Raw genomic sequence first — 18,777 nt, forward strand, 5'->3', positions numbered from 1 at the left:
TCTTCTGCCTGCGGGCAGAAGACATCCAACCGAATTTTCCGGAGTTAAGTTTCCATGGCCAAGATCGCCCCGCAATTGCCCATCGAAGTCGACAGCGAGACCGGCGTCTGGACCTCCGACGCCCTGCCGATGCTGTACGTGCCGCGCCATTTCTTCGTCAATAACCACATGGGCATCGAAGAAGTGCTGGGCGCCGAGGCGTACGCCGAGATCCTCTACAAAGCCGGCTATAAATCCGCCTGGCACTGGTGCGAGAAGGAAGCCGAGTGTCACGGGATTGAAGGCGTCGCGGTGTTTGAGCATTACATGAACCGCCTGTCCCAGCGCGGGTGGGGCCTGTTCAAGATTCAAGACATCGACCTGGACAAAGGCACCGCCAGCATCAGGCTGGAGCACTCCTGCTTTGTGTACGTGTACGGCAAGGTGGGGCGCAAGGTCGATTACATGTTCACCGGCTGGTTCGCCGGTGCGATGGACCAGATTCTTGCCGCCAAAGGCAGCGCCGTTCGTACTGTGGCCGAACAGGTCTACAGCGGTTCGGAAGAAGGTCACGACGACGGCCTGTTTGTCGTCAAGCCGTTGTAAGTCGAGGTTTCCGTCATGGCTTTCGAAGCGATGTTTCAACCGATTCAAATCGGCAAGCTCACCATTCGCAACCGCGTACTGAGTACCGCTCACGCAGAGGTCTACGCCACCGACGGCGGCATGACCACAGACCGTTACGTGAAGTACTACGAGGAGAAAGCCAAGGGCGGCATCGGTCTGGCCATTTGCGGCGGCTCGTCCAGCGTCGCGATCGACAGTCCGCAAGGGTGGTGGAAGTCCGTCAACCTGGCGACCGACAAGATCATCCCGCACTTCCAGAACCTCGCCGACGCCATGCACAAGCACGGCGCCAAGATCATGATCCAGATTACCCACATGGGTCGGCGCTCCCGCTGGGACGGCGATCACTGGCCGACATTGATGTCGCCGTCGGGGATTCGTGAGCCGGTACACCGCGCGACCTGCAAAACCATTGAGCCGGAGGAAATCTGGCGGGTGATCGGTAACTACGCCAGCGCCGCGGCACGCGCGAAGGCCGGTGGGCTGGACGGCGTCGAGCTGTCGGCGGTGCACCAGCACATGATCGACCAGTTCTGGAGCCCGCGGGTCAACAAGCGCACCGATGAATGGGGCGGCAGTTTCGAGAACCGCATGCGTTTCGGGCTGGAAGTGATCAAGGCGGTGCGCAAGGAAGTCGGCCCCGACTTTTGCGTGGGCCTGCGCCTGTGCGGCGACGAGTTTCACCCGGACGGCCTCAGCCACGAAGACATGAAGGAAATCGCCAGGTACTACGACCAGACCGGGATGATCGACTTCATCGGGGTGGTGGGCTCGGGCTGCGACACGCACAACACCCTTGCCAACGTTATCCCGAACATGAGTTATCCACCGGAGCCGTTTCTGCACCTGGCGGCTGGCATCAAGGAAGTGGTCAAGGCGCCAGTCTTGCACGCGCAGAACATCAAGGACCCGAATCAGGCGACGCGCATTCTCGAAGGCGGCTACGTCGACATGGTCGGCATGACCCGTGCGCACATCGCCGACCCGCACCTGATCACCAAGATCAAAATGGGTCAGGTCGATCAGATCCGTCAGTGCGTCGGTGCCAACTACTGCATCGACCGTCAATATCAGGGCCTGGACGTGCTGTGCATCCAGAACGCCGCCACGTCTCGTGAATACATGGGTGTGCCGCACATCATCGAAAAAACCACGGGCGTGAAACGCAAGGTGGTGATCGTGGGTGCGGGACCTGCGGGGATGGAAGCCGCGCGCGTCTCTGCCGAGCGCGGCCATGACGTGACGCTGTTCGAGAAAAAAGAGGCCATTGGCGGACAGATCACCACCGCGTCGAAAGCACCGCAGCGCGATCAGATTGCCGGCATTACGCGCTGGTACCAACTGGAGTTGGCGCGACTGAGGGTTGATCTGCGACTGGGCACGGCGGCAGACATCGCGACCATCATGGACTTGCGTCCGGACGTCGTGGTGCTGGCAGTGGGCGGCCACCCATTCGTGGAACAGAACGAGCACTGGGGCGCGGCCGAAGGGTTGATTGTCAGCAGTTGGGACGTGCTGGACGGCAAAGTTGCGCCGGGCAAGAACGTGCTGGTGTACGACACCATCTGCGAATTCACCGGCATGTCGGTGGCGGATTTCCTGGCCGACAAGGGCAGCCAGGTGGAGATCGTCACCGACGACATCAAGCCGGGGGTCGCCATCGGCGGTACGTCGTTCCCGACCTACTACCGCAGCATGTACCCCAAGGAAGTGGTCATGACCGGCGACCTGATGCTGGAAAAGGTCTATCGCGAGGGTGACAAGCTGGTCGCGGTGCTGGAGAACGAATACACCGGTGCCAAAGAGGAGCGGGTAGTTGACCAGGTCGTGATCGAGAACGGCGTGCGCCCGGATGAAGCGCTGTATTACGGGATGAAGGAAGGCTCGCGCAACAAGGGCCAGATCGACATCGACGCCCTTTTTGCGATCCAGCCGCAGCCGTCGTTGAGTCAGCCGGGAGACGGGTATCTGCTGTTTCGTATCGGTGACTGCGTGGCGCAGCGCAATACCCACGCGGCGATCTATGACGCGTTGCGGCTGTGCAAAGATTTTTGATGGTGATTCTGTAGGAGCGCGCTTGCCCGCGATGAACGATGACGCGGTCTGCCTGAGAAACCGCACTGCCTGAATCGCGGGCAAGCGCGCTCCTACAAAGAAAGATTCGGTACACCTGTAGGAGCCATCATGCTCAACACCCTTCTTCCTGTCCTGATCTTCGCTGCCTTGGGGCTCGCCGTCCTCGGCGCCTTCAGGCGTGCGGCCATGTGGCGCAACGGGCGTGCGGCGAAAGTCGACCTGTTTGGCGGCCTGCTGGCGATGCCCAAGCGCTATATGGTGGATCTGCACCACGTTGTCGCGCGCGACAAGTACATCGCCAACACCCATGTGGCCACCGCAGGCGGCGCCGTTGCGTCGATCGTACTGGCGATTCTCGTCCACGGGTTCGGCCTGCATAACCGTGTCCTTGGTTATGCGCTTTTGCTGATGTCGGCTGTGATGTTTGTGGGCGCAATCTTCATGTATCTGCGTCGCCGCCAGCCGCCAAGCCGCCTGTCAAAAGGGCCGTGGATGCGCCTGCCCAAAAGCTTGCTGGCGTTCTCGGGCTCGTTTTTCATTGTTACCTTGCCGGTCGCGGGCATTCTTCCGGACAACTTTGGCGGCTGGCTGCTGGCAATCATCTTGGGCATTGGCGTGCTCTGGGGCATTTGCGAGCTATTCCTTGGCATCACGTGGGGAGGGCCGATGAAGCATGCCTTTGCCGGCGCGCTGCATTTGGCCTGGCACCGTCGACCCGAGCGTTTCGGCGGCGGTCGCTCGACCGGGCTCAAGCCTCTGGATCTCACTGACAAGACCGCACCGTTGGGCGTGGAAAAACCCAAGGACTTCACCTGGAACCAGCTGCTCGGTTTCGACGCCTGCGTGCAATGCGGCAAGTGCGAAGCGGCCTGTCCAGCGTTTGCTGCGGGTCAGCCGCTGAACCCGAAGAAGCTGATTCAGGACATGGTGGTGGGTCTGGCGGGCGGCACCGACGCCTCTTTCGCCGGTAGCCCATACCCGTCGCTGGACGGCAAGGGCAAGCCCATTGGCGAGCACGGCGGCAACCCGCATCAACCGATCGTCAACGGGCTGGTCGATGCGGAAACCTTGTGGTCCTGCACCACCTGCCGCGCCTGCGTAGAAGAGTGCCCGATGATGATCGAGCACGTGGACGCCATCGTCGACATGCGCAGGTATCTGACGCTGGAAAAAGGCGCCACTCCCAATAAAGGCGCCGAGGTGCTGGAAAACCTGATCGCCACGGACAACCCCGGCGGCTTTGCACCCGGTGGGCGCATGAACTGGGCAGCTGACCTGAGCCTGGACGTGATGAGCGACAGAAAAACCGTCGACGTGCTGTTCTGGGTGGGTGACGGCGCCTTCGATATGCGCAATCAGCGCACCCTGCGCGCCTTCGTCAAAGTGCTCAAAGCCGCCAGGGTCGACTTTGCCGTGCTGGGTCTCGAAGAGCGCGACAGCGGTGATGTCGCGCGTCGTCTGGGCGATGAAGCAACATTCCAGATGCTCGCCCGGCGCAACATCAAGACGCTGGCGCAGTACGATTTCAAACGCATCGTCACCTGCGACCCGCACAGTTTTCACGTCCTGAAAAATGAATACGGTGCGTTCGATGGTCACTACCTGGTGCAGCACCACAGCACCTACATGGCCGAACTGATTGGTGGCGGCGCGCTCAACCTGGGCCAGCACAAAGGCTCCAGTGTGACTTACCACGACCCGTGCTATCTGGGACGTTACAACGGTGAATACCAGGCGCCGCGAGACGTACTGCGTGCGCTCGGCATTGAGGTCAAGGAAATGGCCCGGTCGGGCTTTCGTTCACGTTGCTGCGGTGGCGGTGGCGGTGCGCCGATCACTGACATCCCCGGCAGGCAGCGCATCCCCGACATGCGCATGGAAGACATCCGCGAAACCGGCGCTGAATTGGTCGCAGTGGGTTGTCCACAATGCACCGCCATGCTTGAAGGCGTGGTCGAGCCTCGGCCGATGATCAAAGACATCGCCGAACTGGTCGCTGACGCACTGCTTGATCAACCCGCGCCTGCAAAACCGGCAGCGGCTCGACGTGAACCTGCGGAGGCGCACTGATGAGCGACATCATCCGCCGCGACCCCCATGCCGAATGGATCGCACGCAACCGGCTGCATCCTCTGCACGCCGCCATGCAACCGACACAAGCCAGCTGGATGGGGCCTAACGGCGTAATGCGCAAGAACGTGCATGGCGCGGGCTTTATCGGCCCAAACGGGATCAAGCGAATTGATCGAAGCGGTGCCCAGCAGGGCGGCATGGCCAAACGTTCGGTGTCGGTTGACGTGCAGCTACCCCTGCATCGAGTGACCGAGCCGTCCTTTTACATTGCCGTCGTGCCTGACATGGTTGGCGGCCGCTTGAACAGTCACGACCGTGACATGCTGGGTCTGGCTCACAAGATGGCGGGCGGCGAGGGCGCGGTGCTGGCGGTGGTGTTTGGCGAGCACAAGGAGATTGCCTTCGACATCGCCGGCGTTGATCGGCTGTTGGTTATGCAAGGCAACGAGTTCGCGGGTTACTCACCGGAACAACGTATTCAAGGGTTGCGTACTGTGGATAACCAGTTTGCCCCGCGTCACTGGCTGCTGCCCGACAGCCGAAATGGCGGAGGCGAACTGGGTCGGCGGTTTGCGGCCAGTCTGGGCGAGCGCCCGTCGACCCGTGTGTGGCAGGTGTCGGGCGATACGTGCATTGGGCGTGCTGGCGCGGGCACTGAAGACTTGTCGCGTCCGCTGTCGCGCCTGATCCTGGCAGCCGCCGAGTGTGCAGAGCCTGTCAGCGAAACGCGGCATGAAGCGTTGCCGGTCGAGTTATCCACAGCCGCTCCGCGTAGCCTGACGCGTATTGAGGATTTGGGGGCTGTGGCGGTTGATCCCGCACTTATCCCCATGTCGGAAGCGGAGTTCATTTTCTCAGGCGGCAACGGAGTCAAGGACTGGTCGCTGTTTCATCGAACCGCTGTTGCGCTGGGGGCGACCGAAGGCGCATCCCGGGTGGCGGTGGATGATGGCTTCATGACTCGGGATCGGCAGGTCGGCGCCTCTGGCACGTGGGTAACCGCGCGCGTTTACGTGGCAGTAGGTATTTCCGGGGCGATCCAGCATCTGCAGGGTATCGGTACCTGCGACAAAGTTGTGGCCGTCAATGTTGACCCGACCTGCGACATGATCAAGCGGGCTGACTTGTCGGTCATCGGCGAGAGCTCTGCCATCCTCGAAGCGCTCATCGAAGCGGTCGAGCACTACCGAAATGGGGCGAAACGAGATGCGGCCTGACACCGATGGGTCTGTGGATAAAAGCGCGTTGCACGTGATCACCCTGGTGTCAGTTGGCGCTCATCCCACCTCCGGACGACCTAGACGCGCCGAGCAGGATGCGCGCGCGGTCGAGCTTGGTTTGCAACTGGCTGGGGATAACTTGCATGTGTTGCACGCAGGGGATGCCGATGAGCCAGCGTTGCGCGGTTACTTGGGGATGGGCCTGGACGAACTTCATGTGCTTTCGCAGCCAACAGGTGCCGACGCATTGCCTGGGCTCGCGGACTACATCCGCGAGGCCGGGGTACAGTTGGTGCTGACGGGCAGCCAGGCTGAAACCGGTGAGGGCTCTGGAATGCTCCCTTATCTGCTGGCCGAAAAACTTGGCTGGCCGTTGGTTGTCGGTTTGGCCGAGGTCGAAAGCATCAGCAATGGCAGCGCCCTGGTGCTTCAGGCGTTGCCCCGTGGTCAACGCCGCCGACTGAAAGTGCGATTACCTTTGCTCGCCACTGTGGATAACGCCGCCCCCAAGCCGCGTCAGAGCGCATTCGGTCCGGCGCAACGCGGTCTGCTCGATGTGGAGGACATTGAAGTCGTCATTGACGAGATATCCACAAGCGCCCAACTCAGCCCCGCCAAGCCCAGACCCAAGCGCCTGAAGGTGATCAAGGCCAAGAGCGGTGCCGACCGTATGAAGGCCGCGACGGCCAAGGCGAGCGGAGGCGGCGGCCAGGTACTCAAGGGCGTCAGTGCGCAAGAAGGGGCGGCGGCTATTTTGAAACTGCTGGTGGAGGAGGGCGTGGTGCGTTGAATGCTTTTCAGCATTGGAAAAGGCGCCCTAAGTGGCGCCTTTTTCAGCTGGAAGCGATTGGTCTGGCGGCCGGCTTTCTACCGCTTGCTCCGCCGATGGCGAATCAATGATCGCTACGTCGAAGACTTGTTCGATGACCTGTCGCGGTCCTTGTTTGAGGCTCCAGGTGAAAAACACCAGGCATCCGACCAGCAGGATAAAACAGCCTGAACCAATGACGCTTTGAGACACGCCCGACCAGAATCCGGGCCTGAACGATCGAATTTCGTTATTCGCTCTGGCCAGGTACAGCTCCTCAAGCTCTTTGGCTTCATTTGCAAGTGACGTTTCCAGAAAACTTACAGCCAGCTGGGCCGCTTGGCTTCTGTAAACATCCAGCTGAGAAGCGTTGTTGCTGATGTCATGGAAAGCCGATAAATCGGAATCCTTCGGCTCATCTCCATGCTTCGCAATAAACGCCTGAATGTACTCGATTTTCTGCCGCTTGTAGCTCGAGTAGGCCAGCTTGCCCAGAATGTCGCTCTCGTCCGCCACCAGCTCCTTATAGATATAGTTGTAGCCTGCTTTGGACATGGTCATCAGGTCCGTTGCATTTTTGCGTAGGCGCAGGCAAATGCGCTTTTGATCTCTTCAACCGTTCTGGGTCTGTAGGTCACGATACCCAGCAGCTCCCTTGGAAGGCTGGTGGGTCGCCCGCGTTGTTGTATCAGCTGAGCGTTGGCCCGAAGGACAACCCGCTCAGAGAAACGTACCGGTACTGTCATTTCTGATCACTCCGAATCGATGATGGGCGGCAGTCTACCGCTCTCGAAAGGGTATGAATGTCAGACGCGTCCGATTCGGTTGCTGGATTCGTGTATTACCCACAATCGCTGTTGATCCGCCTGTGGATAAACTGTTCAGCCATTGCTGTAGCCCTTCAATTGCGGTGCTTCTGGCGCCGTGGCTAATATTTGATCAGCTATCTCCCTGATTCGCTGCAGGTTTTTCCACAGGGCTGAGCACGCGTGCATTTTTCTTACCCACAATCTCTGTGTGCGCACATGTGGATAAGATGTTCGTGATCCTCTACAGGCCTCGTTCCAAAAGGCTTTCAGACATATGATCAAAATATGATCAATCGTGCGGGCAATGGTCCGCGGTTAAGCCTTTACGCTCAAGAACAGTCATGTATCGAGTTTTCCACAAGGGTCGTGCAGAGTTACGCACATAGGCTGTTGGTTGTTCTGTGGATAACGTGTTCGTGTACCTGGCAGCTCCACTGAAACCGGGCCGATGGTCCGGCTGGTCATTTCTTAACCAGCTACCCGCGCTTTATCGGGCGATACGCGATCTACGATGGTTCGGTATCAGTGCTCCCTAATTTATACACAGGACAAAAAGCATCGCGGGCAAGCGCGCTCCTACAGGTCGTATGCCTATGGGGCGCGGTTGCCCGCAGTGATGTGCTGCCTAAGCCAGGTGAAACCTTATTCGTGATTAACCGCCACGCCTTTCAAATACGAAGCAGGTTCGGCGCCCATGTTCTCCAGCAGCTTGGCGCTGTACCAGTCGATGAAGTTAACCACCCCGAATTCATAGGTTTTTGAATACGGCCCTGGCTGATACGCGACAGAGTTGATGCCGCGCTGGTTTTCTTCGGCCAGCCGACGGTCCTGATCATTGGTGGCGTCCCAGACTTCGCGCAGGCGAGCGACGTCGTAATCCACACCCTCGACAGCGTCCTTGTGCACCAGCCACTTGGTGGTGACCAGGGTTTCCTGCGCACTGACGGGCCACACGGTGAATACGATCACGTGATCACCCATGCAGTGGTTCCACGAATGCGGCAAGTGCAGGATACGCATCGAGCCCAGATCCGGGTTCTGAATGCGCCCCATCAGTTTCTTGCTGCCGGGCTTGCCGTCCATCGTCATCGATACGGTGCCTTTGAGCAGCGGCATGCGCACGATACGGTTACGCAAGCCAAAACTTGCGTGGGCAAACGGGATCTTCTCGGCTTCCCAGGCTGCGGCAGAGGCAGCGACGTGGTCCTTGAAGGCCTGGTCGGCACGTGGGTCGGTAACGTCGTCCCACTCCAGCAAAGTATTCAGTAACTCGGGGTGCGAAGCGTTGCAGTGGTAGCACTCGCGGTTGTTTTCCAGAACGAGCTTCCAGTTGGCTTTTTCGACCAGGGTGGTTTGCACCGCCACCTTGGTGTTCTCCATGTCGTAGGGTTCCATGTAGTGATTCAGCGTCTGCAGGAACGCGTCAATGGCGGGAGGGTTGCTCGCCATGCTGATGAAGATGTAACCGCCCGCCACCTTGCAATGCACCGGCTTGAGGCCGAACTGCTTCATGTCGAAGTCCGCGCCCATCTCGGTTCCCGCATACAGCAGGCGACCGTCGAGCTCGTACGTCCATTGGTGATAAGGGCACACGAGCTTGGCGACCTTGCCTTTCTCCTTCGTACACAGGCGCGAGCCACGGTGGCGGCAGACGTTATGGAAGGCGTTGATCGAACCGTCCGGTGCCCGCACCACCAGAATCGGGTTCTTGCCGATCTGAAGCGTGAGGAAATTGCCTTTGGCCGGCACCTCACAGGTCATGCCTGCGATCAGCCACTCTTTCTGAAAGATTTCCTGCATGTCGATTTCAAACAGCCGCTCATCGCTGTAGAAAGGCTGCGGCAGCGAGTAAGTGCGCTCGCGTGTTTGCAGCATCTCGGCAGTCGCCTTGCGCGCAGGTTCCAGCGGATCGCCCAAGCTCAGAGTTGCGGTGACGTCCATCTTTCAAGTCCTCAGGCCGCGCGTTGCGCAGCCTACCAATGTGGCTGATACGTTGGGTGTGTGACCATGCGCGCGAAACGGCGGTGGTGACTGATGTGTACGCGGATAGCTAAAGAATCTGTAACGAACTGATGGCGAGTGTGGAGCCGGGCGCGACGTGAATCTTGTCCATGGGCGACATGGCCGAATCCGTTTCCGACGGCGCAGCCCCTATAGACCGGGGCTGGTCGCCATAAGTATGTGAATGTCGCTGATAGGTAAATAGGCGGATCCTGCGTTACGCAGAATCGCCACCATGAGAGGCCGACCGTCGGCCGTGGAGAATGAGCATGTCCCAGAGTTTCCTGAGCCCGGTCAACACCCAGACGTGGGCCAATGGTCGGCACCTGGTGCGGGTCGTCAAAGTGATCCAGGAAACCTGGGACGTGCGCACGTTCTGCTTCATGGCTGACCAGCCAATACTGTTCTTCTTCAAGCCCGGCCAGTTTGTGACGCTGGAGCTGGAGATCGACGGCGTGCCGATCATGCGCTCGTACACCATCTCCAGTTCGCCCTCGGTGCCGTACAGTTTCTCGATCACCATCAAGCGAGTGCCTGGCGGCAAAGTTTCAAACTGGCTGCACGACACGCTGCATGAAGGGCAGGAGCTGGCAGTGCACGGGCCGGTGGGCCTGTTCAATGCCATCGACTTTCCGAATCCGAAAATCCTCTACCTCAGCGGCGGCGTCGGCATCACGCCGGTCATGTCCATGGCGCGCTGGTATTACGACACCAACGCCAACGTGGACATGGTCTTTGTCCACAGCTCGCGCTCGCCCAAAGACATCATCTACCACCGCGAACTGGAACAGATGGCATCGCGCATCAACAACTTCTCGCTGCACATCGTCTGTGAGAAGCACGGGTTGGGCGAGCCGTGGGCAGGATACCGGGGCTATCTGAACCAGAAGATGCTTGAACTGATGGCGCCGGATTTCATGGAGCGCGAGGTGTTCTGCTGCGGGCCGACGCCTTACATGAGCGCCGTCAAAAGGTTGCTTGAAGCCAACGGCTTCAACATGGCTCAGTACCATGAAGAGTCATTTGGCGCGACGCCTCCGGAGGCTCGCGCCGACGCAGTCGAACAGGCCGAGCAGGCGGCTGATGCGCCCGATGTGGATGTCGCTGACCTGCATCAGGTGGAATTCACCGACACCGGCAAGAGTATTCGCGTCGCGCCAGGCGAAACCGTCCACGCTGCAGCCGCCAAGCTCGGCCTGATGATTCCCAAGGCATGCGGTATGGGCATCTGCGGCACCTGCAAGGTGATGAAGCTGAGCGGGGAGGTCGAGATGGAACACAACGGCGGGATTACTGACGACGACGTCGATGAAGGCTACATCCTGGCCTGCTGCAGCGTGCCAAAGGGAGATGTGCGGATTGAGTATTGATCGAGCTGTGTAGGAGCGCGCTTGCCCGCGATGAACGATGACGCGGTCTACCTGAGAGACCGCGTTGTTTTTTTCGCGGGCAAGCGCGCTCCTACACTGTGATCGACGGGTTGCTTACACCTTGAAGCGCGCAACCATCCCGTTCAGATCCACGGCCAGGCGCGACAGCTCGTTACTCGCAGCGCTGGTCTGATTGGCACCGGTCGCCGATTGAGTCGAGAGGTCGCGGATGTTCACCAGATTACGGTCCACTTCGCGCGCGACCTGCGCCTGCTCTTCGGCAGCACTGGCGATCACCAGATTACGTTCGTTGATTTCCACGACTGCGCTGTTAATGGTGTCCAGCGCAAGGCCAGCGCCTTTGGCGATGTTCAGCGTGGATTCGGCGCGTTCGGTGCTGCTGCGCATGGAATTCACGGCTTGCTCGGTACCGCCCTGGATGCTGCCGATCATGCGTTCGATTTCGCTGGTCGACTGCTGAGTGCGATGGGCGAGGGCACGGACTTCGTCGGCGACCACGGCAAAACCACGGCCAGCCTCACCCGCGCGGGCGGCTTCGATGGCGGCGTTAAGGGCGAGCAGGTTGGTCTGGTCGGCCAGGCCGCGAATGACATCCAGCACTTTGCCGATGTCACGGGACTCGTCTGCCAGGTTGCCGATGAGCGTGGACGTGCTTTGCACATCGTTACTCATGCGCTCGATCGCGCTGACGGTTTCCTGTACCAGGTCGCGGCCATCGCTGGCGGACGTGGTGGCGTTTTTCGACGCTTCCGAAGTGCTGACCGCGTTGCGCGCGACTTCTTCCACGGCGCTGGTCATCTGGTTGACTGCGGTGGCCGCCTGTTCGATTTCGTTGTTCTGCTGGGAAAGGCCCCGCGCGCTTTCGTCGGTGACGGCGTTCAGCTCTTCGGCGGCAGAAGCCAGCTGAGTCGCCGAACCGGAAATGCGCTGCAGGGTGTCACGCAGCTTGGACTGCATCTTCAGCATGGCCGCCAGCAAACGGCCCGCTTCGTCGGTACCGTCCACTGTGATGGTGCGCGTCAGGTCGCCTTCGGCAATGTCCTCGGCGGCCTTCAGCGCAGAATCGATGGGCTGGGTGATGCTCTTGGTCAGCAACCAGGCGAACAGCAGCGTCAGCACGGTAGCAATGATCAGCAGCGTGACGACCATGGTGAATGCCGATGAGTACTGCTTGCTGGCATCTGCACTGGCCTGATTGAGCTGCTGGGTATTCATCTCCACCAGCTTGCCGAGCGCCACGTTCATCTGGTCCGAATTGATCTGCAGATCGGCGCTGAGCAAGCGGGTCAGCTCGGTCATGTCGTTGGCCTGGCTCAGCGACTTCATGCGGCTTTCGAGCTGGCGGTAGTCATTGAGCAGCTGCACGTACTGATCGTAGGCAGACTGTTCTTCCGGCGCAGAGATCAGCTTGACGTAAATCGCACGGGCGTCGTCGATCTGCTTGTTGCGCATGGCCAGCAGCTCGGTGGTTTTCTGCAGCGTTTCAGGTTCGCGGTTGAGCATCAGGCGATAGGAGAGCACTCGCAGGCGAATGCTGCCTTCGGTCAGCTTATCCAGCGCCTTGATGCTCGGCATGCTGTTGGTGGCCATGACTTCATTGGCGTTGTTGATCTTGTTCATCTGCGACAAAGCGAAGACGCCCAGAATCAGCATCAACAGACCAATGACGGAAAAGCCCAAGAAGGCGCGGGGCGCGATATTCAAATTACGTAGGGACATTACGGTTCCAGGAAGGCCGCGATCCATGCGAGGCGAAAGATAAAAGCGACAGAGATGCACGGGTTATCGGACGCCCCCATCGGGACTTGAAGCCGCCTGTCTTCGCTGTGCGCTTATGTCGCAGCCATTGATCTGACGAACAGCCGGAACAAGATCGCAAAAACGCAGTCAATCAGGGCCGTTATGCGTTTTGCGGAATAGAAGCAGTAGAAGTGCTTGTTGGTCGGTGTAGTGGCGTAATTGCCCTGATTTCACTGGTAGCTAAAGTGACTTTTCTTTATCGTACGCGCCCTTTGAAATTTGCCTGAGATATCAAAATGTTGGAAGCATCCCTAAGCCAGTTGGAAAAGCTCGTCAGTGACCTGGTACAGCACAATCAGGAACTGCAGAACACGAACGCGCAGCTCAACGATGCGTTGAAGCAAGCCAGGGATGACAACGACAGTCTGCAGTTGAGTCTGATGGAGCAGGAAGAGAAGCAGGGCGCAACGGCGGCGCGTATTCAAGCGCTGGTTGACCGCGCTACCAGCGTCAGTGCGGTTGACGCATGATCACTGATCAGGACGGCGCCAAGGTTATTTCCATCCTTGGTAACGACTACACGATCAAGGCGCCCGCCGGACAGGAGCAGACCTTGATGGACGCGGTCGCCATGCTCAAATCAGCGTTGTTCGAAACCAAACGCAGCTACCCGACGCTGATCGGCGATCGGCTTCTGGTGCTGGCTGCGTTGAACCTGTGTTCCAGGCAGATCGAACTCAAGCAGCAGCACGCCCAGGCACTGAGCCGTTATGAAGACAAGGTCAGCGCGACGGTTGAGGTGATTGAAAAGGTGATTGCGCAGGGCTGATTTCCATCGCCGGCGCCAGGTGAGGATTAAGGCAGGATCTGCCGACAGGCATCATCCGAGGGCGACTTGCCTCGTCTAAACGCCGCTCTGTCGCGCAGCAAACGCCGTCTGTGTGGGAGTGAACGCGGCCCTGCTGTCGAATCCAAGTTCCAACGTGTAGGAGCGCGCTTGCCCGCGAATAGCCGGTTCAGTCCACCACCACATCCCCGGTGGTCGTCCAATTTTTCGCGGGCAAGCGCGCTCCTACAATGGCTGCAATCCCCAGACAGACTCAGCTCCCCATTACCAACCGGATATCCGCTGCCAGCTCCCGCACGCGGGATTCTTCTGTGTCCCACGAGCACATGAAACGAGCGCCGCCGCTGCCGATGAAGGTGTAAAACCGCCAGCCTCTCGCCGTTAGCGCGGCAATGGCCGCTTCGGACAATTGCAGGAAAACGCCGTTGGCCTGCACCGGGAACATCAATTCCACGCCGGGAATACCCCTCACCAGCTCAGCCAGCAGTTGAGCGCAGCTGTTGGCGTGGCGTGCGTGCTTGAGCCAGGCGTCGTTTTCCAGCAAACCTACCCACGGCGCAGACAGGAATCGCATCTTCGAGGCGAGTTGACCGGCCTGTTTGCAGCGGTAGTCAAAGTCTTCGGCGAGCTTGTGGTTGAAAAACAGAATCGCCTCACCCACCGCCATGCCGTTTTTGGTCCCGCCAAAGCACAACACATCGACGCCGGCTTTCCAGGTCAGCTCGGCTGGCGAGCAGCCGAGAAATGCGCACGCATTGGCGAAACGGGCACCGTCCATGTGCAGGTTCAGTCCCAGCTCTTTGCAGGTGTCGCTGATAGCTTTCAGCTCTTGCGGCTGATAGACGCTCCCCACTTCCGTGGCTTGGGTCAGTGTGACCACGCGGGGTTTTGGATAGTGAATGTCAGCGCGTTTGAGCGCGACTTCGCGAATGGAAGCGGGGGTCAGCTTGCCATTCTCGCTGCGTGCGGTGAGCAGTTTGGAGCCGTTGGAAAAGAACTCCGGCGCGCCGCATTCGTCCGTTTCGACGTGGGCCGTTTCGGAGCAGATGACGCTGTGGTAGCTCTGGCAAAGCGAGGAGAGTGCCAGGGAATTGGCCGCCGTGCCGTTGAAGGCAAAAAACACCTCGCAGTCGGTTTCGAACAACTGACGGAATTGATCGGCCGCGCGCGCTGTCCACTGGTCGTCGCCGTAGGCACGCTGGTGGCCGTGGTTGGCTTGCTCCATGGCCGCCCACGCTTCCGGGCAAATTCCCGAATAGTTGTCGCTGGCAAACTGCTGGCTTTGGTCTGACATGGCCGCTTCCCTGTAATCGAAGGCTGCGACTGTAACCAAGATTGAGCGGTTTGGTCATGCATTCTTGCGTCAGAAATTTCAGCCAGACAACGAGGGCACATGACCGAACTGAAAACCGCAACCGCACCTGAGCGAGATCGCGCGCTGGACCTGCTCAAGTGGCTGGCAATGCTGAGCATGGTGATGGATCACCTGCGCTATGTCGGCTGGGATGCTGACTGGTTATACGTCCCGGGCCGCCTGGCGTTCCCGTGGTTTTGCCTGGCGATTGCGGTAAATGTCGTGCGCACCCGCACAAGCGCTGCCCGGCCGATCCGCTGGAAATATCTGGCGTGGCTGGCGCTGTTTTCGGTGATCGCGGAGCTTCCTTATCGGCTGTATATGGCCGAAGAGGTCACCACGCTCAATGTCTTGCCAACGTTGGCGCTGGGTTTGCTGGTGGCGCAGGGTGGCTTGAGCAGCGCCTGGCCGGCGAGAGTGCTGGGTATCGCTGCCTTGGCGATTGGTGTTCTGTTTGGGCCGCAGTTGATGTTCGGCATGTATGGGGTTTTGCTGCCTCTGGCGTTTGTGCTCGTGCTGCGCACTTCGATATGGCTGGCGATTGTGCCGGGAATCGTCTGTTTATTGAGCAACGAATGGCCGAAGATTATCGACGGTATGCTGTGGGGCGATCCGATTTCCATCGGAGCGTTGGTGGCTTGCTTACTGGCCCCGCTTGTTGGATTAGCCGTTTTGCGCTGCCGCCCCGCGTTCGGTGTGTGGCCGATGCGTCGGTGGGCCTACTTGATTTATCCGGTGCATTTTTTGGTGTTGTTCGGGCTGCGGCAGGTCATCGAATGACGGTGATTTGGAGGACATGTACGCAGCGTGTTCGCCCTGGGCTTTGTGTTGTGACCTCCGACGCCTTCCCGGCTAAAGCCAGTCCCACTATTTAATCGCGGTGATTCAGTGGGACCGGCTTTAGCCGGGAATAGGCCCGTGTGTGCACCCTCAATTTCGCAGTATCGCTCTAGACAAGCCGCCATCCCCGCCCGTATCTTCCGCCTCAGGCCACCGCAGTGGCCAGCGTCGCTCGGACGGTTCCGGGCGCTTACGTCTTGAGAGGTTTCCATGGCAGACCAAGGTTCGCCGCGCCGCTTTGCGCGCATCGATCGACTCCCCCCTTATGTGTTCAATATCACCGCCGAGCTGAAGATGGCCGCTCGCCGCCGTGGTGAGGACATCATCGACTTGAGCATGGGCAACCCCGACGGGGCAACGCCACCTCACATTGTCGAGAAACTGGTCACCGTCGCCCAACGTGAAGACACTCACGGCTACTCGACTTCGCGTGGCATCCCGCGTCTGCGTCGGGCGATCTCCAGTTGGTACAAGAAACGCTACGATGTCGACATCGACCCCGAAGATGAGGCCATCGTCACCATCGGCTCCAAAGAGGGCCTAGCGCATCTGATGCTCGCCACGCTGGACCAGGGCGACACCGTTCTGGTGCCGAACCCCAGCTACCCGATTCACATCTACGGGGCTGTCATCGCTGGCGCCCAGGTGCGGTCCGTTCCATTGGTGCCAGGCGTGGACTTCTTCGCCGAGCTGGAAAAGGCCATCCGTGGCTCGATCCCGAAACCCAAGATGATGATCCTCGGTTTCCCGTCCAACCCGACCGCCCAATGCGTCGAACTCGACTTCTTTGAGCGCGTCGTAGCGCTCGCCAAACAGTACGACGTCCTGGTGGTGCACGACCTGGCCTACGCCGACATCGTCTATGACGGCTGGAAAGCCCCTTCGATCATGCAGGTGCCCGGCGCCAAGGACATTGCGGTGGAGTTTTTCACCCTGTCCAAGAGCTACAACATGGCGGGCTGGCGCATCGGCTTCATGGTCGGCAATCCCGAATTGGTCAACGCGCTGGCTCGCATCAAGAGCTATCACGACTACGGCACGTTCACGCCGCTGCAAGTCGCGGCCATCGCAGCGTTGGAAGGCGACCAGCAATGCGTGCTCGACATCGCCGAGCAATACCGTCAGCGCCGCAATGTGCTCGTCAAAGGCCTGCATGAGTTGGGCTGGATGGTCGAAAACCCGAAAGCGTCGATGTACGTCTGGGCCAAGATTCCCGAGGCTTACGCGCATTTGGGTTCGCTGGAGTTCGCCAAAAAGCTGCTGGCCGAAGCCAAAGTCTGCGTTTCACCGGGTGTCGGTTTTGGTGAGTATGGCGACGACCACGTGCGCTTCGCGCTGATCGAGAATCAGGATCGGATTCGTCAGGCCGTGCGGGGCATTCGCGGGATGTTCAGGGCGGATGGGCTGTTGCCTGCCAAGGCTGTCTGATCGCGACATCGAGTCACCCAGATCCCCGGCCCCGTCCGGGGATTTTCATGTGCATTGCGCTTTCGTGTAGGAGCGCGCTTGCCCGCGAAGGCGTCAATTCAGACGGCTAAAACAGCCTGACACCGCGCTACCCATGCCTGCAAAGCGCAGCGGCAACCGCTCATTTATCCCTCCCCGCCAAACCATGTCGTAAACGCACCATTGCGTGGCGTGCGCAGGCATCTGGGCTGTCTGCGTCAGCCCTAACATCGGTTCAAAGGGCAGTTCAAAGCTCTGTCGATCATTCAGGCGCCGCGCCGCCGCTGGGAGAACCGCGATGTTCAGCAAGCAAGACCAGATTCAAGGTTATGACGATGCACTGTTGGCGGCGATGAATGCCGAGGAGCAACGTCAGGAAGACCATATCGAGCTGATCGCCTCCGAGAACTACACCAGCAAGCGCGTCATGCAGGCGCAAGGCAGCGGCCTGACCAACAAGTATGCCGAGGGCTATCCCGGCAAGCGTTACTACGGCGGCTGCGAGCACGTCGACAAGGTTGAACAACTGGCGATCGATCGCGCCAAGCTGCTGTTCGGCGCAGATTACGCCAACGTTCAACCGCACTCCGGGTCATCGGCCAACAGCGCGGTTTATCTGGCGCTGCTGCAGGCAGGCGATACCTTGCTCGGCATGAGCCTGGCCCACGGCGGCCACTTGACCCACGGCGCCAAGGTGTCTTCGTCGGGCAAGCTGTACAACGCCGTGCAGTACGGCATCGACGTCGCCACCGGGCTGATCGACTACGACGAAGTCGAGCGACTGGCCGTTGAGCACAAACCGAAGATGATCGTCGCCGGGTTTTCGGCCTACTCCAAGACTCTGGATTTCCCACGCTTTCGTCAGATCGCCGACAAAGTCGGTGCGCTGCTGTTCGTCGACATGGCCCACGTGGCCGGTCTGGTCGCCGCGGGCCTGTACCCCAACCCGCTGCCATACGCCGACGTAGTGACCACCACCACTCACAAAACCCTGCGTGGCCCACGTGGCGGCCTGATCCTGGCCAAGGCCAACGAAGAGATCGAGAAGAAGCTTAATTCCGCCGTGTTCCCGGGCGCTCAGGGTGGCCCGCTGATGCACGTGATCGCCGGCAAGGCGGTGTGCTTCAAAGAAGCCATGGAGCCCGGTTTCAAAGCTTATCAACAGCAGGTCATCGACAACGCTCAGGCGATGGCGCAGGTATTTATTGATCGCGGCTACGACGTGGTCTCGGGCGGGACGGATAACCACCTGTTTTTGGTCAGCCTGATTCGTCAGGGCCTGACTGGCAAGGATGCGGACGCAGCGCTGGGCCGCGCGCACATTACCGTCAACAAAAATGCCGTACCAAACGATCCGCAATCGCCGTTCGTGACCTCGGGGCTGCGCATCGGCACTCCGGCGGTGACCACCCGCGGCTTCAAAGTTACTCAATGCATCACGCTGGCAGGCTGGATCTGCGACATCCTCGACAACCTCGGTGACGCCGATGTCGAGGCCAACGTTGCCGACCAAGTCGCCGCGCTGTGCGCCGATTTCCCGGTTTACCGCTGAGTCAGGAGTCGCAC

General features: G+C 59.7%; 15 protein-coding genes and 1 pseudogene. 11 read left to right on the forward strand and 5 right to left on the reverse strand.

The features are described from left to right. Positions 1–54: 54 nt before the first annotated feature. The 5 genes from LT42_RS23765 to etfB all read left to right on the forward strand — a co-directional run bounded on the left by LT42_RS23765 (position 55) and on the right by etfB (position 6,765). On the forward strand, positions 55–585 hold the full coding sequence (locus tag LT42_RS23765) for a DUF5943 domain-containing protein (protein WP_037018981.1): 531 nt from the start codon (positions 55–57) through the stop codon (positions 583–585). A gap of 15 nt (positions 586–600) precedes the next feature. After that, positions 601–2,661 carry a dimethylglycine demethylation protein DgcA gene (dgcA, locus tag LT42_RS23770; RefSeq protein WP_037018983.1) on the forward strand — a complete coding sequence of 687 codons (2,061 nt, stop codon included), beginning with the start codon at positions 601–603 and terminating at the stop codon, positions 2,659–2,661. A 129-nt stretch (positions 2,662–2,790) separates the two neighbouring features. After that, positions 2,791–4,752 carry a dimethylglycine demethylation protein DgcB gene (gene dgcB / locus LT42_RS23775; protein WP_037018985.1) on the forward strand — a complete coding sequence of 654 codons (1,962 nt, stop codon included), beginning with the start codon at positions 2,791–2,793 and terminating at the stop codon, positions 4,750–4,752. After that, a complete protein-coding gene (gene etfA / locus LT42_RS23780; RefSeq protein ID WP_037018987.1) occupies positions 4,752–5,972 on the forward strand; it encodes an electron transfer flavoprotein subunit alpha in 1,221 nt (406 codons plus the stop codon). The genes dgcB and etfA overlap by 1 nt, the downstream gene beginning before the upstream one ends. Then, a complete protein-coding gene (etfB, locus tag LT42_RS23785) occupies positions 5,962–6,765 on the forward strand; it encodes an electron transfer flavoprotein subunit beta (RefSeq protein ID WP_052075389.1) in 804 nt (267 codons plus the stop codon). Before etfA ends, etfB begins: the two co-directional genes overlap by 11 nt. A gap of 27 nt (positions 6,766–6,792) precedes the next feature. Here the strand turns inward: etfB and LT42_RS23790 are convergent, their stop codons facing one another. Together LT42_RS23790 and gbcA are read right to left on the reverse strand one after the other, a co-directional pair. Next, the gene (locus tag LT42_RS23790) at positions 6,793–7,338 is read right to left on the reverse strand and encodes a hypothetical protein (RefSeq protein WP_052075396.1); all 546 of its coding nucleotides are present in this window, start codon (positions 7,336–7,338) and stop codon (positions 6,793–6,795) included. A gap of 896 nt (positions 7,339–8,234) precedes the next feature. Then, positions 8,235–9,533 (reverse strand): glycine-betaine demethylase subunit GbcA, encoded by a 1,299-nt coding sequence (gene gbcA, locus LT42_RS23795; protein WP_037018989.1) that lies wholly within the window; start codon positions 9,531–9,533, stop codon positions 8,235–8,237. 329 nt (positions 9,534–9,862) lie between these two features. Between gbcA and gbcB the strand changes: the two genes are divergently transcribed. After that, positions 9,863–10,963, forward strand: coding sequence for a glycine-betaine demethylase subunit GbcB (gbcB, locus tag LT42_RS23800; RefSeq protein WP_037018991.1), 1,101 nt, complete (start codon positions 9,863–9,865; stop codon positions 10,961–10,963). A gap of 114 nt (positions 10,964–11,077) precedes the next feature. Here the strand turns inward: gbcB and LT42_RS26625 are convergent, their stop codons facing one another. Both LT42_RS26625 and LT42_RS26630 read right to left on the reverse strand, forming a co-directional pair. Then, a complete protein-coding gene (locus LT42_RS26625; RefSeq protein ID WP_414705595.1) occupies positions 11,078–11,950 on the reverse strand; it encodes a methyl-accepting chemotaxis protein in 873 nt (290 codons plus the stop codon). Beyond that, positions 11,933–12,730, reverse strand: a pseudogene (locus LT42_RS26630) (MCP four helix bundle domain-containing protein); the annotation flags it as partial. The gene LT42_RS26625 and the pseudogene LT42_RS26630, both read right to left, overlap by 18 nt. Positions 12,731–13,020: 290 nt before the next feature. Here LT42_RS26630 and LT42_RS23810 point away from each other — a divergent pair. Beyond that, positions 13,021–13,254 (forward strand): hypothetical protein, encoded by a 234-nt coding sequence (locus LT42_RS23810; RefSeq protein WP_037018996.1) that lies wholly within the window; start codon positions 13,021–13,023, stop codon positions 13,252–13,254. Beyond that, on the forward strand, positions 13,251–13,553 hold the full coding sequence (locus LT42_RS23815; RefSeq protein ID WP_037018997.1) for a cell division protein ZapA: 303 nt from the start codon (positions 13,251–13,253) through the stop codon (positions 13,551–13,553). The genes LT42_RS23810 and LT42_RS23815 overlap by 4 nt, the downstream gene beginning before the upstream one ends. Positions 13,554–13,824: 271 nt before the next feature. Here LT42_RS23815 and LT42_RS23820 read toward each other — a convergent pair whose 3' ends face one another. Continuing rightward, on the reverse strand, positions 13,825–14,865 hold the full coding sequence (locus LT42_RS23820; RefSeq protein WP_037018999.1) for a threonine aldolase family protein: 1,041 nt from the start codon (positions 14,863–14,865) through the stop codon (positions 13,825–13,827). Positions 14,866–14,964: 99 nt separating this feature from the next. Here LT42_RS23820 and LT42_RS23825 point away from each other — a divergent pair, with 99 nt between their 5' ends. The 3 genes from LT42_RS23825 (at position 14,965) to glyA (ending at position 18,763) form a co-directional block, all read left to right on the forward strand. Then, positions 14,965–15,705, forward strand: coding sequence for a TraX family protein (locus tag LT42_RS23825; RefSeq protein ID WP_037019001.1), 741 nt, complete (start codon positions 14,965–14,967; stop codon positions 15,703–15,705). 270 nt (positions 15,706–15,975) lie between these two features. Continuing rightward, positions 15,976–17,193, forward strand: coding sequence for an alanine transaminase (gene alaC / locus LT42_RS23830; RefSeq protein WP_037019002.1), 1,218 nt, complete (start codon positions 15,976–15,978; stop codon positions 17,191–17,193). Between the two features lie 316 nt (positions 17,194–17,509). Beyond that, complete coding sequence (gene glyA, locus LT42_RS23835) at positions 17,510–18,763, forward strand: serine hydroxymethyltransferase (protein WP_037019004.1); 1,254 nt, start codon at positions 17,510–17,512, stop codon at positions 18,761–18,763. The last annotated feature ends 14 nt before the right edge of the window (positions 18,764–18,777 follow it).

Source organism: Pseudomonas lutea (assembly GCF_000759445.1).
GTDB classification, from domain to species: Bacteria; Pseudomonadota; Gammaproteobacteria; order Pseudomonadales; family Pseudomonadaceae; genus Aquipseudomonas; species Aquipseudomonas lutea.

Coding starts and splice junctions, on each gene's coding strand:
- LT42_RS23765 (WP_037018981.1), top strand. CDS start 55: ATGGCCAAGATCGCCCCGCAATTGCCCATCGAAGTCGACAGCGAGACC.
- dgcA (WP_037018983.1), top strand. CDS start 601: ATGGCTTTCGAAGCGATGTTTCAACCGATTCAAATCGGCAAGCTCACC.
- dgcB (WP_037018985.1), top strand. CDS start 2,791: ATGCTCAACACCCTTCTTCCTGTCCTGATCTTCGCTGCCTTGGGGCTC.
- etfA (WP_037018987.1), top strand. CDS start 4,752: ATGAGCGACATCATCCGCCGCGACCCCCATGCCGAATGGATCGCACGC.
- etfB (WP_052075389.1), top strand. CDS start 5,962: ATGCGGCCTGACACCGATGGGTCTGTGGATAAAAGCGCGTTGCACGTG.
- LT42_RS23790 (WP_052075396.1), bottom strand. CDS start 7,338: ATGTCCAAAGCAGGCTACAACTATATCTATAAGGAGCTGGTGGCGGAC.
- gbcA (WP_037018989.1), bottom strand. CDS start 9,533: ATGGACGTCACCGCAACTCTGAGCTTGGGCGATCCGCTGGAACCTGCG.
- gbcB (WP_037018991.1), top strand. CDS start 9,863: ATGTCCCAGAGTTTCCTGAGCCCGGTCAACACCCAGACGTGGGCCAAT.
- LT42_RS26625 (WP_414705595.1), bottom strand. CDS start 11,950: ATGCTGAAGATGCAGTCCAAGCTGCGTGACACCCTGCAGCGCATTTCC.
- LT42_RS23810 (WP_037018996.1), top strand. CDS start 13,021: ATGTTGGAAGCATCCCTAAGCCAGTTGGAAAAGCTCGTCAGTGACCTG.
- LT42_RS23815 (WP_037018997.1), top strand. CDS start 13,251: ATGATCACTGATCAGGACGGCGCCAAGGTTATTTCCATCCTTGGTAAC.
- LT42_RS23820 (WP_037018999.1), bottom strand. CDS start 14,865: ATGTCAGACCAAAGCCAGCAGTTTGCCAGCGACAACTATTCGGGAATT.
- LT42_RS23825 (WP_037019001.1), top strand. CDS start 14,965: ATGACCGAACTGAAAACCGCAACCGCACCTGAGCGAGATCGCGCGCTG.
- alaC (WP_037019002.1), top strand. CDS start 15,976: ATGGCAGACCAAGGTTCGCCGCGCCGCTTTGCGCGCATCGATCGACTC.
- glyA (WP_037019004.1), top strand. CDS start 17,510: ATGTTCAGCAAGCAAGACCAGATTCAAGGTTATGACGATGCACTGTTG.